The organism is Sphingomonas sanxanigenens DSM 19645 = NX02 (assembly GCF_000512205.2).
Classification (GTDB): domain Bacteria; phylum Pseudomonadota; class Alphaproteobacteria; order Sphingomonadales; family Sphingomonadaceae; genus Sphingomonas_D; species Sphingomonas_D sanxanigenens.
Map to the genome: position 1 here is coordinate 1,276,003 of NZ_CP006644.1, position 15,393 is coordinate 1,291,395.

Here is a 15,393-nt window from a genome sequence, read left to right on the forward strand (position 1 = left end):
TATGGCACGTATCGGTTTCATCGGGCTCGGCAATATGGGCGGCGGCATGGCGGCCAACCTCGCGCGGGCGGGGCACGCCGTCCGTGCGTTCGACCTTTCGGATGCGGCGCTGGCGCGTGCTGGGGAAGCCGGGTGCGCGATTGCCGCCTCCGCCGCCGCGGCGGCCGAAGGCGCCGAGGCGATCGTCACGATGCTGCCGGCCGGCAAGCATGTCGAACAGGTCTATGGCGATGCGCTGTTCGGGGCGGCGGCGGTCGGCACGCTCCTGATCGATTGCTCGACCATCGACGTGGCGACCGCGCGGCGTGTGGCGGATGCCGCGGGCATCGTCGGGCTGGTCGCGGTCGATGCGCCGGTCTCGGGCGGCATCGCCGCCGCCAATGCCGGCACCCTGACCTTCATGGTCGGGGGGACCGACGCGGCGTTCGGCCGCGCCGAACCGATCCTCGCGCGCATGGGCAAGGCGGTGATCCGCGCCGGCGGCAACGGCGCCGGGCAGGCGGCGAAGATCGCCAACAACATGCTGCTCGGCGCGACGATGGTCGCGACCTGCGAGGCCTTCCTGCTTGCCGACAAGCTGGGGCTCGATCTCCAGACCTTCTACGACATCTCGTCCAAGGCCTCCGGACAGAGCTGGTCGATGACGAGCTATTGCCCGGTTCCGGGGGTGGGGCCGCAGACGCCCGCCGACAATGGTTACAGGGGCGGCTTCGCGGCCGGGCTGATGCTGAAGGATCTGAAGCTTGCTGTCGAGGCCGCGAGCGACGTCAATGCCAGCGTGCCGATGGGGGCGAATGCGCTGGCACTGTACCAGGCGCTGCAGAATTCGGGCGGCGGCGGGTTCGACTTCTCGTCGATCATCAGACTGCTGAACGGGGACGGGGTGCCGGAGCTATATCGATGATCGAGCCTGCTCACCACCGGTTGTCGATCGCGGCCCAATGCCGGCCGCTATCGATCGACCGGTCGAGCTATTATTATGTGCCAGTGCCGGAGAGGAGACGCTGGCGCCGATGCGGGTGATCGACCTCGCGGGAAATGGTCGAGGCAGGTTCAACCACCGCGGCCGCTCGAGCCTATCGGCAGCATTCCCCCTGCCGAGGCCAAACATCGATATTGCGCCATGCTCGACGACGGGAGCATGGCAGCCTAACTTAACCCGCGGAGCCTGATCGTGTCCCACCGGGTGGTGTAGGTTCGCCGGCGTTGTGACGGCGATCTCCGGCGAGGCCGGATTGATCAGGCAGCCACGGCGGGCATGCTGACGAGAGGGTTATCGCTCAACGGAGCGACGCTTTCCAGCGTCATGTACCGGGCGCGCTGTACAGCCCACTCGTCGTTCTGTTCGAGCAGGATGGCGCCGACCAGGCGAGTGATGGCGTCCTCGTTCGGGAAGATGCCGACGACGTTGGTGCGCCGCTTGATCTCGCCGTTGAGCCGCTCGATGGGATTGGTCGAGTGCAGTTTGGCGCGATGCTGCGGCGGGAAAGTCATGTAGGCGAGCACGTCCTGCTCGGTGTCATCCATGAAGGTGGCGAGCTTGGGCACGGTTGGCCGCAGTTGGTCGGCGACCTTGCGCCACTGGACGCTGGCGGTTTCGGCGGTCTCCTGGGCGAAGGCGGTGGCGATGAACGCCGACACCACCCTGCGCCCGCTCTTGCCGGCATGGGCCAGGGCGTTGCGGGCGAAGTGGACGCGGCAGCGTTGCCAGGTCGCGTTGAACAGCTTGGAGACCGACGCCTTGATGCCCTCGTGGGCATCGGAGACGACGAGCTTGACGCCACGCAGGCCGCGTCGCGCAAGGCTGCGCAGGAAGGCCGTCCAGAACACCTCGGCTTCGGACGAGCCGATCGCCATGCCAAGGACTTCGCGCCGGCCGTCGCCGTTGACACCGACCGCGATGATCACCGCGACCGAGACGATCCGCCCGGCCTGACGGACCTTGAGATAGGTGGCGTCGATCCAGAGATAGGGCCAGTCGCCCTCGATCGGCCGGTCGAGGAAGGCCTTCACCCGATCGTCGATCTCTTCGCACAGCCGGCTGACCTGGCTCCTGGAGATGCCGCTCATCCCCATCGCTTTCACCAGATCGTCGACCGAGCGCGTCGAGATCCCTCCGCCTGCTTTCCAACGATGCTACGCATCGCCGGAACCTTGGCAGGCTCCGCCCTGGATATAGGCTTCCTGGATCACCGCGGTCAGCGCCTTCTCGGCCATCCGTCGCGGCTCGAGGAAGCCGGGGAAATAGCTGCCCTTGCGCAGCTTGGGGATGCGCAGCTCGACGGTGCCGGCGCGGGTCTCCCAATCGCGCTCGCGGTAGCCGTTGCGTTGGGCGAGACGTTCCGTGCTCTTCTCGCCATAGCCGGCACCTGTCAGCCCGCTTACCTCCAGATCCATCAGCCGCTGGGCCGCAAAGCCGATCATCTCGCGCAGGAAGTCGGCATCCGCGCTCTTCCCCAGCAGCGCCTGAACGTTCATCTTGTCGTCGGTCATCGGGATCTCCGTCGGTTCGAGTGTCGCAACCCAAACCTATCCGAAGATCACCGATGGCCACCCGCAAAGCTGACCGGCTGCTACAGCGCTGTTCGCAAGCGCGCAGCCGGTCAGCTTTGCTACCGACGAGCTACACCACCAACTGGGACACGATCCGGAGCCTTCGGCTCGGTGCGGTTCACACATCGAGAATGAAGCGTTGCGACCACCCGTTGAACCCGCCATCAATAGCGGTCGTTCAACACCATGTTAGCGGATGGCGGCTTCGTCTCCCAGAGGCGTTCGCTCTTTCGCCGTTATCCGACCGTGGAATGTCGCTCGGTCTGACATCACGCACAGTGCCCGAAGGCGATCGTGACGCGCAGCCCGGGATGCGTGTTTTCGATCTCAAGCTGCGCGCCGATGCGCTGCGATGCCGAGCGGACGATGGCAAGGCCGAGACCGCTGCCCTCGACGTCACGCCCGGTATCGAGCCGGACGAAGCGTTGGCCGAGGCGTGGCAGGTCGGCGTGCCGGACGCCGGGGCCATCGTCGCCGACCGCGATCGACACGCGGCCGCCCGTGTTTCGGATCGTCACGACGACAAGACCGCCGGCGCGGTTGTAGCGGATGGCATTGTCGAGCAGGTTCGACACGATTTCGAAGAGCAGCGCGCGATGCGCCGACACCAGGACGCCATCGTCCGGCGCGTCCAGCGTCACATCGACATCGGCTTCGATCGCCTGGCCGATCCGGCGCTCGATGACGGCAACCGCGACCTCGCGCAGATCGACGCGCTCCGCCGGCGGTGAGGCTCCTGCTTCGTCGGCCCGCGCGAGCGCCAGCAATTGCGTGACGAGATGTTCGAGGCGGTCGGCGGCATCGGCGATCTCGTCCAGCGCCGATTCCTCGCCGCGGCGCGCGAGCGCCACCTGCACCCGCAGCACCGACAATGGCGTCCGCATCTGGTGAGAGGCATCGGCGGTGAACCGCCGCACCCCGGCCGTGGCGGCGTCGAGCCGCGCGAGGAGATTGTCGAACGCCCCTGCGAGCGGCGTCAGTTCCACCGGCAACGGCCCCGTCACCAGCGGTGCAAGGTCCGGTGCGGCGCGGGTGTCGCGCGCCGTTACCGCGCCGCGCAGCCGATCGAGCGGCCGCAGGCTCCAGCCGAGCGAGGGCCGGATCAGCAGCATGGCGACCGCGACCAGCACAAGTTCCCCCAAGGCGAGCGCGGCGATCAGCCTGAACCTGACCGAGCGGCGATAGTCCTGGGTTTCCGCGATCTGCACGACCACAGGCCCCGAGAGCCCCGGCAGCGCGCGCCGCACCTCGGCGATCCGGACATCGAGGCCGCGGAAGCGGGCGCTGCGGAAGCGTGGTCCGTCGAGCGTGAGCGCGTCGATATCCGGAGCGGGCAGATCGGGATAGCCGGTGAGCACCTGATCGCCGACCGCGATGCGATAGAAGATGCTGTCCCGCTCGCTGTTTTGGAGCATGCCGAACGCTGCCGCCGGCAGATCGAGCGTGACGACGCCACGTTCCACCTGCACCGTCTCTGCGATCGCGCCCAGCGCGCCGCCCAGCACGCGATCGTTGGACCGGCGCACGACGTCTGCGATCAGCGTCGATCCCGCAAAACCGATCAGGATGGCGATGCCGAGCAACGGCCCGAGCATCGCCAGCATCAACCGGCTGCGCAGGGCCAGCGGGCGGGGTGCGGCTGCGGCCGAGATTTCAGCCTTCATCGAGCAGATAGCCGACGCCGCGCACGGTGCGGATGACCGGCCCGCCCGCCGGCAACTTCGCCCGCAGCCGGGTGATGTTCACCTCAAGCGCATTTTCCCCGACGGGTTCGTCGAGCCCGAACACTTCGGCGAACAGCGTCTCACGCGAGACGATCCGGCCGGCGCGGGACGCCAGCGCATCGAGCACCGCCCATTCGCGACGGCGCAGATCGAGCAGCGCGCCGGCCACCTTCGCCTCGCCGGTCGAGCGATTGACCGTCAGCGTACCGACGACGATTTCGGGCGTCGGATCGCCACCGCGCCGTCGGCCGAGTGCGCGGATCCGCGCTTCGAGTTCCTCGGGTGCGAACGGCTTGCGCAGATAATCGTCCGCGCCCAGATCGAGGCCGCGCACGCGATCGTCCAGCGCGTCACGCGCAGTCAGCATCAGCACCGGCGCGCGCTCGCCCCGCCGGCGCAAGGTCGCGAGAACCTCGAACCCGTCGATGTCGGGCAGGCCGACGTCGAGGATGATCAGCGAATAGGGCTCACCCGCCGCGAACAGCAGCGCATCCTGCCCGGTCGCCACGCGATCGATCGCGTGCCCTGCGGTCCGCAGCAGCGCCTGAATGCTCCGCGCAAGTGCCGCATCGTCCTCCACCATCAGAATGCGCAACAATTCTTTCCTCGTGAAAGGCGGGTGACAGTTTGGCTGCCTAGAACGGCATTAGCAGCTTACCCGACGCGAGACATGGGAAGCGAGAGGAGCCGAGATCGTGCGTAGAACACTCATTGCCGGACTGACTATAGCCGCGGTGGCGGTGGGGGGCACAGCCTATCTGCTGCTCTCGACGCCGTCGCAGCGCGCATTGATGGCGCAGTCCCGCGCCGAACGCGCGGTGATCGTCTGGGGCAACGCCGACGCGAGCGTGGTGGCGCCGCTGGTCGATGCGTTCAACCGCCGGCACCCCGGCGTGACCGTGCGCTACACCGATGTCGATTCGACGCTGATGTACGATCGCATCGTCGGGACGGTGCAGGGCGGCAAGGCCGCTCCCGATATCGTCTGGTCCTCGGCGATGGACCTGCAGGCGAAGCTGATCAACGACGGATATGCCCAGCGTTACGCCAGCCCGCAGAAGTCGGCGCTGCCGGACGAGGCTGTCTGGAAGGACATGGGCTATGGCGTGACCGCCGAGCCGGTGGCAATCGTGTACAACAAGCGGCTGATCGCACCGAGCGAGGTGCCGCAGACGCACCAGGCCTTCACGGCGCTGCTGCGCGCGCGCCGTGAAGCGCTGATCGGCAAGGTCGCGACCTATGATCCGGCGCGTTCGAACGTCGGCTATCTCTATGTGACACAGGATCAGGCGATCACGCGGGACACGCGGGCGCTGCTGCAGGCGATCGCCGCCACCCGCCCGATCCTGCTGCCCACCACGGAGCCGATGATGGACGCGGTGGGCAAGGGCGAGGTGGCGATCGCCTATAATGTGGTCGGCCCCTACGCGCTGAAGCACGCGGCGAGCGACGATGGCGTGGGCGTGGTGTTTCCGAAGGACTACACGCTCGTCGCCTCCCGCGTCGCCTTTATCCCGCGCGATGCGCCGCACCCCGCCGGCGCGCGGCTGTTCCTCGATTTCATGTTGTCACGCGAGGGCCAGTTGCTGCTGGCGCGCGGGTTGCTGCCGCCGATGCGGACCGATCTGGCCAATACCCGGTCCGCGCTTCCACAGGCCCGGCCGATCCGCGGCGGTCCCCAGCTTTTCGTGAATCTCGATCCAGTCAAGCGCCGACGCTTCCTCGCGGAGTGGGACGCGATCCTTGCCGAAGGAGCAAATGCAAGATGAAACTCCTGAAGGCCAGCTGCGCGCTGGCCGCACTCGTCGCGGCGGTGCCCGCGCTCGCGCAGACGCCGGGCCGCGACGAGCTTGCCGATCTGGTTCGCCTGCAGGCAGCGGAAATCCAGTCGCTGCGGGCGAGGATCGACCGTCTGGAGGAGGCGCAGCAGATCGCATCCGCGCCGCAGGAACCGGTAGCGCCACCGGTGGTGGTCGCCACGCAGGAGGCGCCGGCGGAACCGCCCGCACCGCACCGCACCCAGCCCTATGCGCCGCAGCTTGCGCCGCCCGGCCCGGCCGACCGCGACATCGCGCGCGTTCTCGAAGCCAATGCCGCGGGCGTCAAGACGGAATGGGGCGCGGGCCTGCCGGTGTTCCATTCCGCCGATGGCGCATTCACCTTCAAGCCGCGCGGCCGCATCCTGACCGATGTCAGCTCGACCTTCGGCTCCGCCTATGACGGCCGCAACCTCACCACCACCGGCATGCGCGCGCTGCGCATGGGCATCGAGGGCGGCGTCGGCACGCATTTCTTCTACCAGTTCGAGACCGACTTTTCCGAGAATGAGGTCGATGTCGTCACGGCCTTCATCGGCTGGCGCAACCGCATCTCGCCGGGAATCGAGTATGATGTGCGCGCCGGCCATCTGTTCAACGATCGCGGCTTCGAAGGATCGACCGGATCGGATTCGACGCCGTTTCTCGAGCGCGCCACGGTGGCGACCGCGATCATTCCCCAGCGCGGCTTCTATGGCATCGGCGCGATGCCGCGGCTGTTCTGGCGCACCGGCCATGCCTCCCTCACCGTCACCGGCGACCGGGTCGACGGCACCCAGACCGTCAGCGACGGGCGGACGGTGCTGGGGCGCGTCCACTGGAACCCGCTGAAGGGCGATCGCGCGATCCTGCATCTCGGCGCGTGGGGCTTTGACGAGGCGCTAGCGGCGGGTGCCGATACGCTGACGCGCGGCACCGTGATCGGCGGCCGCTTCAACGGCGCGCTGCGCGTATCCACCGGGGTGATCACCGGCGGAACCGGCACGACGGGCTATGGCGCGGAAGTGGGCGGCTATGTCGGGCCGATCTGGCTGATGGCAGAGGCGGGGGAACGGCACGCACGGCTGGATGCCGGTCGCCCGGACCTGCTGACCCGCGCGTGGAGCGTGGCGGGCGGCTGGTTCGTGACCGGTGACCTGCCGCCCTATAATCCCCGCCTTGGCGCCTTCGGCCAGCCCCATGTGCTGCGGCCGGTGTTCGATGGCGGATCGGGCGCGATCGAGCTGACCACGCGCTACGAAAGCCTGGAGTTCGATGGCCTGGCGACCGGCGGACGTGGCTGGGCCGCGACGATCGGGGCCAACTGGTACCTCAACAGCTTCGTGCGCATCCAGCTGAATGCCATCCACTGGCACACCGACAATCCCGCCGGACCCTATACCGGCAGCGACGACGGACAGACGGTCAGCACCCGCGTCGCCGTTACCTTCTGATCCGCCAACCGGGATCCTTTTGCAATGAACCTTGCCTTGCTCGGCTTCCTGATGGTCGCCACGTTCATGACGCTCATCATGACCAAGCGGATGACGCCGCTGGTCGCGCTGATCGTCATCCCCACCGCCTTTGCGCTCATAGCCGGTTTCAGCGCCGGGCTGGGCGGGATGATGATCGACGGCATCAAGAACCTCGCGCCGACCGGCGTGATGCTGCTGTTCGCGATCCTGTTCTTCTCGACGATGACCGATACCGGGCTGTTCGATCCGCTCGTCAACCGGCTGCTGCGCGTCGTCCATGGCGATCCGCTGCTGATCCTGGTCGGCACGGTGGTGCTGTGCGCGCTGGTCAGCTTGGATGGCGACGGATCGACGACGTACATCATCACGATCGCAGCGCTGCTGCCACTCTACAAGCGCTTCGAGATGAACCGGCTGTATCTCTGCGCGCTGCTGATGACGACGAGCGGGGTGATGAATCTCACGCCGTGGGGTGGGCCGACCGCGCGCGCGGCAAGTGCGCTCAAGCTCGATCCGGCGGAACTGTTCCTGCCCCTGATCCCCGGCATGATCGCCGGGTTGGCGACGCTGATCGTGATGGCGATCTTCTTCGGCCGTCGCGAGCGCCAGCGGCTGGGCCAGGTCGCACAGAGCACGCCCGCGGATTTCACCGGCATGGCGGTGTCGCAGTTTCCCGAGGCGCGCCGCCCGCACCTGCGCTGGTTCAACGGTATGCTCGTGATCGTATTGCTGGCCGGGCTGGTGACGGGCTTGCTGCCGCTTTCGGTGCTGATGATGCTGGCGTTCGCGATCGCGCTGATCGTCAACTATCCGGGCATCGCCGAACAGAAGGAGCGCATTTCCGCCCATGCCGGCAACGTGCTGTCGGTGGTCTCGCTGATCTTCGCGGCGGGCATCTTCACCGGCATCCTCAGCGGTACCGGCATGGTCGATGCGATGAGCCGCGCGGTGGTGGGCATCATCCCGCCCGCCATGGGCCCCTATATGGCGCCGATCACCGCAGCGCTCAGCCTGCCTTTTACCTTCTTCATCTCGAACGACGCCTTCTATTTCGGCATGCTGCCGATCCTGGCCGAGGCGGGCAGCCATTATGGCGTCGCGCCGATCGCGATCGCGCGGGCCAGCCTGATGGGCCAGCCGGTGCACCTGTTGAGCCCGCTGGTGCCATCGACCTACCTGCTCGTCAGCCTGGCCGGCATCGACTTGGCCGATCACCAGCGCTTCGCACTGCTGCCGGCCGCGCTGGTGTGCCTCGTGATGACGATCGTCGGCATGGTCGTGCTGGCATTCCCGTTCGTTGCCGCGCTGTGATGCCGGATATCGGGCGGATCGTATCGCCGGTTCCTTCCGCGCCGTTCGCTGCGGGCGCCCGCGCCGGATGATGCGCCGACGTGTCGAAAAATCTGGCGCTCCGCGCGTGATCGCGCGCTTCGTCGCGGCGCTGATGCTGGGAGCAGTCGGTGGGGCGCTGTTCACTCTGGTTGGAAGCCCGCTGCCGTGGGTGCTCGGATCGATGACAGCCTGCGCCATCGCCAGCATCGCCGGACTGCCCGTCGCAGCCGCGGCCGCGACTCGCCGGCCAATGGCCGCGATCATCGGGGTGGTGCTGGGATGCTCGTTTCATCCCGGCCTGTTCGGCCTGATCGGCCAATCCTGGCTGTCGCTCCTGTTGCTGCCACTGTTCCTTGCCGCCGCGGCCATGCTGTGCATCACTTGGTTTCGCCGCGTCGCGAGGTTCGATCCTGCCACCGCCTATTTCGCCGGCATGCCGGGCGGCATCGCCGAAATGGTGATCATGGGCAGCGAGCGCGGTGCCGACGAGCGCAGCGTGGCGATGATCCAGGGGGCACGCATCTTCCTCGTCGTGCTCGTGATCCCGTTCCTGATCCGCCATTTCAGCGGCATCGCGCCGAATGACGGGGCGGCGATCGGAGACATTACGATCCCTCCCGATATCGATCTTCTCCCGTGGGGCGGTTTCTCGATCGTCGTAGGCACGCTGGCGGCGCGCGCCCTGCGGGTACCCGCCTGGCATCTGATGGGCCCGATGGCGGTCAGCGCGACGCTCCATCTGTCGGGCGTCACCGATTTTCGCGTACCCTTGTGGCTTCTCGCCGCCGCACAGGTCGGCCTCGGCGCCACGATCGGCTGCCGCTTTGGCGGGCTGAGCCTGGCCGCCTTCGCACGGATCCTCGGTCTCGCCGCCGGGTCGACCCTGATCCTGCTGGCGCTCACCTTCGCCTGGGCGGGGGCAATGAGCCGGATCTCGGGGCTCGATCCAGCACTTCTCGTGCTCGCCTATGCGCCGGGCGGCCTGGCGGAGATGAGCATGGCGGCGCTGGGCCTCGCGCTCGAGCCCGGCATTGTCATCGTGCACCATCTCGTCCGCATTGCCGCCGTCATCATCGGCGCGCCGCTTGCCTTTCGTCCTTCAAGGAATACCGCTCCATGATCTCCGTCATAACCCCGCTGGTGCTGCTTCCCGCCATGGGATGCGACGGCCAGCTCTGGGCGCGCCAGGTGCTCGATCTCGCCGAAATCGCGCATCCGGAGCTTGGCGACCTCACCGTCGACGACTCGCTGGAGCGCATGGCTGAGCGCGTGCTCGCGCACGCCCCGCCGAGCTTCGCCGTCGCCGGGGTCAGCCTCGGCGGCTATGTCGCGATGGAGATGATCCGGCAGCAGCCGGACCGGATCAGCCGCCTTGCGTTGTTCGGCGCCCGCGCCTCATTGAACGCGCGTCCGCGCACCATGGCGGAACAGGGGATGCTGGCGACCGAGCCGCACGCCGACCCGATGCTCTCGAAGATCATCAGCGGGCCGGTGCAGGCCATGGCCGAGCGGGTTGGCGCCGCGGTGTTCGAACGCCAGCAGCGCGCACTGCTCGCCCGTCCCGATCTGGCGCCGGCGATCGCGGCGATCCATGTGCCGACGCTGGTGGCGGTGGGCGATCATGACCGGATCTGCCTGCCGGAAGATGCCCGCGCGCTGGCGCAGCAGATCCCGACCGCGAACTTTCGCCGACTGCGCTCCTGCGGCCACCTGCCGCCGATCGAACGCCCCGGCGAGACGACGGCGCTGCTGCGCGACTGGCTGAAAAATTGAGCGTTGGGGTGGACGCCCCCTGACGGCATTGATGTACCAAGCCTGCGATGGTTGTCGAAAATCTTGCGCCTGAAGAGGCCAGGGGTTCGAATCCCTTCGGGTGCGCCAAATTTTTCAATGCGACCGGATCGCTGACGCCGCCGATGCCGGCGGCTGCCTTGTATCACTACAGCTGGTAGTAATGCGCCCATTCGGGCCGCGGTGGATCGCCCAACAACAGTGCGTCGGCGACCTTGTGGTTGGTGATCCGCCGACTGCCCGGGTCGAAACTGATCTTGGCATTTGTGCGCTGTGCTATGACGCCCAGCGCCATTGTTTGACACAAGGGCCCGGCGATGCGGAAATCGGAATGGCACTGCTCCTGACCCATCACGCTGCGCAGGAAATTGCCTGCGTGACTTGTGTCATAGGCGGGCGTCGCGGGCAGGCGTGATCGGAGGTCCAGGCCGGCTTGGCCGATGATTTCCAGTTCCGATGCGTGGGAGCCGCCCTTGAATGTCAGGCCCTCGCCATAGATCACCTTGCCGGGTGCCAGCCGCTTCGTTTCAATGCTGCCGGCGCTGGGCGGGGGAATGTTGGGGTCGACGACCGAATCGCCGAAATCTGCCGGCAGCGGGGGTAGGTTGTTTTGTCCTTCGTACCAGCTGAGCTCGAGCGGCGGCAGCGCGCCTCGGCGCGGAAACCGGAATATGAGGGTGGAGCCCTGTGGAAACAAATAGCGGCTCGGCCTGTCGATCCAATGGCTCTCGACCTCCGTTGGCAGGCCGAGCCGCAGAAATTCATGCGCATTATCGAAGATATGGGCGCCCCAATCGCCGAGTGCGCCGTTGCCATATTCGAACCAGGATCGCCATTCACCGACCATGTAGCCGAAATTATAAGGATGCGGATTGCTTGTTGCCTGCCAAACGTCGAAATCGAGATCGGCGGGTACGGGTTCGGCTGGTAGAAAGCCGTTCGTTGTCTTGCCGTGCCAGCGGCGCGGAGAGTTCATGAAAGCCGTGATACGCGTCACATTCTTTATGATTCCAGCCGAGGTCCAGGCGCCGAACTGGAAATAGCCAGCGCCCGAATGCCCCTGGTTGGCCATTTGCGTCATGACCTTGTACTTCGTGGCCGCGTCCATCATCAGTTGGATCTGACGAAAGCTGTGGCCCATCGGCTTTTCGCAGTAGACATGCTTCCCAAGGGCCATCGCGTGCATCGCTACCGGAAAGTGCGAGAAATCGGGCGTGGCGATACTGACTGCGTCGAACGCATTTCCCATTTTGTCGAACAACTGACGGAAATCACGGAATTTCGGCACGTCGGGGAACATTTTGAGCACTTCGGCGGTGCGCGACGCGCCCATTTCGGTGTCGCACAGCGCCACCACATTGGCGAGGCCGCTGTCGTAAAGGTCCTTGACCACCGCAACGCCGCGTCCGCCGATGCCGATGCAGGCGATGTTGACCTTTTGCCCACGCGACTGCGCGCGGACAAGGCCGGGTGCGAGCAGGGCACTGGCGCCCAAGGCGCCCTTCATCCACCCGCGGCGACTGATCGCCGTGGCGGCGACAGGCATCTTGATCGTCATCCTCATTTCCCTCCTCGCGTAGCCCGCGGTATCACGCCGGGTAATTGCCGGGCCAGGCGACTTCCCGGCCCTCTTCCATCGCTGCCAGCCCCATCAGCGCCGCCACGCCGGAGCGATAGGCATGGTCGATCATGCCCGGCGCCCGTTCGCTTCCGCGGATCGCGTTTGCATAGGCTGCCAGCGACAGCCCCGTGCCGTCGTCACCCTCCCAGTTCGCCAGGATCGGGGCGCCTGTTGCGGACTGTTTGAGTTCCGGCGACCAGGTGGCGGATGCGAGCGGCACGCGGGCCGCGGGGGTCCCGCTCTCAACCTGCCTTGCCAGCGCCGTCAGGGCAGGGGCGTGCGGCAGTTCTTCCCAGAACATCCGACCGGTCTCCAACTCCATCGTACCCTTCGATCCGGTTACCTGCACTTCCATGCCGTGGTGCCGGTTCGAGCTCAGCGAGTCATAGATGGCCGTGACGCCACCCGGATACCGATAGAGCACATTGACGTTGTCGAAGACCTCGCGCCCATCCTTCCAGTAATTCGTGCTGCCATAGCCGACACAGGCGAGCGGGGGCGCATCCATGATCCAATTGGTGACGTGCAGGTGATGCGAGGCGAGCTCGCCCATCAATCCGGCGGAATATTCGCGGTACAGCCGCCAGTTGACCAGCCGCTCCAATTCCGGCGAAGCCGATGCGCGTCGCCAATCCGTATTTCGGTGCCAATAGGCACGAATCTGGGTGATGGGGCCCAATTCGCCTGCCCGCATATAGGATAGAGCCTTGTGGAAACGCGCGTCGAACATCCGTTGATGCCCGATCTGGAAAACGTTCGGGCTGCGCGAAGCGGCGGTTGCCACCCGTTTGCAGTCGTCGATGGTGCGGGCCAGGCTTTTCTCGCAGAACACGTGCTTGCCCGCTGCAATCGCCGCCAAAGCCATGGGCGCGTGCAGATGGAGTGGCGTCGCGATCACCACGCCGTCGATCCCTTTCAGGTCGAGCAGCGCGCGATAGTCGGTAAAGCGGCGGGCCATCTGCCCGGCAGCGTCCGCCGCCGCCGCGGCGCGTGCAAGGTTCGATGGATGCACGTCGCAAACCGCGGCGATCTCGACGCCCGGGGTCTTGAACAGATGGTCCGCCAGCAGGGCGCCGCGCGAACCGATGCCGATCAGGCCCAGCCGCACGCGGTCCGACGGCGCCTGCCCGACCGGTGCCGCACGCAACGGCGATAGCCATGGCATCTCGGCGGCAAACGCCGACCCCGCCAGCGATGCCGCGAGACCGCGCAGGAAGCTGCGTCGCGCGGGCAGGGAAAGCGCAGCGCCGTGTGCGATAGCGGAATCATCAGGCCGCATGACTCCAGATCCTTTCTTCGGAGCCATGCGCACCCTCGGCGCGCCAGGCGAATTCGATGGCACGCGCCGGCGGATAGCGGCGCAAGATCTGCGGGCGCTCCGCGACCGGCGTCGCGATCAATGCGGTCGACAGCACTTCGGCGTCGACCGGGCAGGTGCAGGCGATACTCAATTGACGGTCGATGCCCACCGCCTGCCGCGTATGCGGGTCGATCAGGTGGGGCATGCCCCGGGCTGCTCCCGATGTGGACATCGCGGCATCGCGCAGCGCGAAGCCGCCGACGCTGCGCGTCGCGTCGACGCGGTCACCGATGCCGATCTGCCATGCGCTCGCGCCCGGTTCTGCCCCGATCGCAATGATCGAACTTTCGCCGAAACTCACCAGCGCATGCTCGATGCCACGTGAACTCATGCAGGTCCGCACCGCGCGTAGCGCAATTCCCTTGCCGATCCCCCCCAGATCAAGCCGCAGCCCGGGCAGCCGAAACGCAATGCGGCGGCGATCCTGATCCAGATCGACATGATCCCATCCCGCCGGCGGCGTGGCGGCGGATCCGCCGCGCCAATTGTCGTTGATTGCGCCGAGCGTGATGTCGAAAGCCCCGCCCGTGCGCAGCCAATGCTGGCGGCATTCGACTAGGATGGCGCACAATTGTTCGCTGAGCCTGACCGACGTTTCGCCCGCAAGGAGGTTGACCCGGGCAAGTTCGGCATCCCTTCCAAAGCGGCTCATCGTCCGTTCCTGTGCGCCCAGCACCGCCGCAACGTCGCGGGCCAGGGCATCACCCGCGGCCTCGTCAATTCCCGGCACCAGAAGCGAAAGGCGCGTGTTCATCGCCGGCAGCGTCCGAAGGAATACGCGCATGGCGATTACCGCCCGGTCGGAAATTCGCGGATCTTCAGGTTGGTGAAGGAAACGGTGTCGCCATGGTCCTGTAGCAGGATGTGGCCATCCGCCCATTCACCGAATCCCGTGATGTCCCGGAATTTGCTCTGCGCGACGCCGGCGTCAAATGCACCCGATCCACGCACGAAATCCACGGTCTGCTGCCCGTTCAGATAATAGGTGATGTGCCCTTTGCGCGAAACGATGCGGCCATGGTTCCACTCACCGACCGGCATCATCTTTTTGGTCTTCGGCGCCGGAATGACGTCGTAGAACGAGCCGGTGGTGCGGTTTCCGTCGCGCCCCGCCTTGGCGTCGGGGTGCCGCGCATCGTCGAGGATCTGAAATTCCATGCCGATGCCGGATCCGATCGGGGTCGGCTTGCCCGTGACCCGGTCGAGCGGCGAAATGTCTGTTTGAGCAAAGATCTTTACGCCGCTGTTGGCACCCTCGGTAATCCGGAAATCGAAGGTCAGGTCGAAATCGCTGTATCGCTTGATCGTTATGATGTCTCCACCGCCGCGCGATTCTTGTCCGTCACTGCCCCGGATCGTGAGCACGCCGTCGCATATAAGCCAGCCCTGCTTCGGAAACTCTGCCGATCTTGCGCCGCGCCATCCTGCCGACGAGCGACCGTCCCACAGGAGCGTCCAGCCTTCCGCACGCTCGCGCGAGGTGAGGCGGTTGGCATCGGCAAGTCCAGCAACAGGGCACTCAGTGCCTTGCGCGGCTTGGGCGTCCTGATCCGGAACTGGCGCTGCCGGCGTGATCGCCAGTATGGCAGCGGAAAGAATGGCCAGCATGATTTGCATTCCTCTCACCGCGCCGATCATCGCCGGCGCCTTCTATGGGGACATGGCACGTTGTGCGATTTCGCGACGGCGCCATGAGCATGACCCTTCGCTGTCGCCTCGTGAGTATATTGGCCTTACCGGA

12 protein-coding genes and 2 pseudogenes are annotated in these 15,393 nt (G+C 66.4%); 7 read left to right on the plus strand and 7 right to left on the minus strand.

Going from position 1 to position 15,393, the window contains the following annotated elements:
* The first annotated feature begins 1 nt into the window (after position 1).
* Positions 2-904: a 3-hydroxyisobutyrate dehydrogenase gene (gene mmsB, locus NX02_RS06035; protein ID WP_025291295.1), complete on the plus strand. Its 903-nt coding sequence runs from the start codon at positions 2-4 to the stop codon at positions 902-904.
* Positions 901-1,034 (plus strand): annotated as a pseudogene (locus NX02_RS33530) (IS3 family transposase); the annotation flags it as partial. The gene mmsB and the pseudogene NX02_RS33530, both read left to right, overlap by 4 nt.
* 205 nt (positions 1,035-1,239) lie before the next feature.
* Here NX02_RS33530 and NX02_RS06040 read toward each other — a convergent pair.
* From NX02_RS06040 to NX02_RS06050, 3 genes and pseudogenes are all read right to left on the minus strand, one after another.
* Positions 1,240-2,493: pseudogene (locus tag NX02_RS06040) on the minus strand (IS256 family transposase).
* 329 nt (positions 2,494-2,822) lie between these two features.
* On the minus strand, positions 2,823-4,217 hold the full coding sequence (locus NX02_RS06045; RefSeq protein WP_025291296.1) for a sensor histidine kinase: 1,395 nt from the start codon (positions 4,215-4,217) through the stop codon (positions 2,823-2,825).
* Entirely contained in the window at positions 4,207-4,860 is a 654-nt protein-coding gene (locus tag NX02_RS06050; protein ID WP_084717627.1) for a response regulator, read from the minus strand. Before NX02_RS06050 ends, NX02_RS06045 begins: the two co-directional genes overlap by 11 nt.
* A 112-nt stretch (positions 4,861-4,972) precedes the next feature.
* Between NX02_RS06050 and NX02_RS06055 the strand changes: the two genes are divergently transcribed.
* From NX02_RS06055 to NX02_RS06075, 5 genes are all read left to right on the plus strand, one after another.
* The gene (locus NX02_RS06055) at positions 4,973-6,046 is read left to right on the plus strand and encodes an ABC transporter substrate-binding protein (RefSeq protein WP_025291298.1); all 1,074 of its coding nucleotides are present in this window, start codon (positions 4,973-4,975) and stop codon (positions 6,044-6,046) included.
* Positions 6,043-7,527, plus strand: a complete 1,485-nt coding sequence (locus NX02_RS06060; protein WP_025291299.1) for an OprO/OprP family phosphate-selective porin — start codon at positions 6,043-6,045, stop codon at positions 7,525-7,527. The genes NX02_RS06055 and NX02_RS06060 overlap by 4 nt, the downstream gene beginning before the upstream one ends.
* Positions 7,528-7,551: 24 nt before the next feature.
* Positions 7,552-8,859: a CitMHS family transporter gene (locus tag NX02_RS06065; protein WP_025291300.1), complete on the plus strand. Its 1,308-nt coding sequence runs from the start codon at positions 7,552-7,554 to the stop codon at positions 8,857-8,859.
* Between the two features lie 106 nt (positions 8,860-8,965).
* Positions 8,966-10,000 carry an AbrB family transcriptional regulator gene (locus tag NX02_RS06070; RefSeq protein WP_342671298.1) on the plus strand — a complete coding sequence of 345 codons (1,035 nt, stop codon included), beginning with the start codon at positions 8,966-8,968 and terminating at the stop codon, positions 9,998-10,000.
* Positions 9,997-10,653 carry an alpha/beta fold hydrolase gene (locus tag NX02_RS06075; protein ID WP_039996437.1) on the plus strand — a complete coding sequence of 219 codons (657 nt, stop codon included), beginning with the start codon at positions 9,997-9,999 and terminating at the stop codon, positions 10,651-10,653. Before NX02_RS06070 ends, NX02_RS06075 begins: the two co-directional genes overlap by 4 nt.
* Positions 10,654-10,819: 166 nt before the next feature.
* Here NX02_RS06075 and NX02_RS06080 read toward each other — a convergent pair whose 3' ends face one another.
* From NX02_RS06080 to NX02_RS06095, 4 genes are read right to left on the minus strand one after another with little or no spacing between them, the layout of a single operon-like run.
* Positions 10,820-12,229 (minus strand): Gfo/Idh/MocA family oxidoreductase, encoded by a 1,410-nt coding sequence (locus tag NX02_RS06080; RefSeq protein WP_211258296.1) that lies wholly within the window; start codon positions 12,227-12,229, stop codon positions 10,820-10,822.
* Between the two features lie 31 nt (positions 12,230-12,260).
* Complete coding sequence (locus NX02_RS06085) at positions 12,261-13,598, minus strand: Gfo/Idh/MocA family protein (RefSeq protein WP_084717628.1); 1,338 nt, start codon at positions 13,596-13,598, stop codon at positions 12,261-12,263.
* Positions 13,561-14,436, minus strand: coding sequence for an FAD:protein FMN transferase (locus tag NX02_RS06090; RefSeq protein WP_025291305.1), 876 nt, complete (start codon positions 14,434-14,436; stop codon positions 13,561-13,563). The genes NX02_RS06085 and NX02_RS06090 overlap by 38 nt, the downstream gene beginning before the upstream one ends.
* A gap of 5 nt (positions 14,437-14,441) precedes the next feature.
* Positions 14,442-15,290 carry a 3-keto-disaccharide hydrolase gene (locus NX02_RS06095; protein ID WP_211258297.1) on the minus strand — a complete coding sequence of 283 codons (849 nt, stop codon included), beginning with the start codon at positions 15,288-15,290 and terminating at the stop codon, positions 14,442-14,444.
* Between the last annotated feature and the right edge of the window lie 103 nt (positions 15,291-15,393).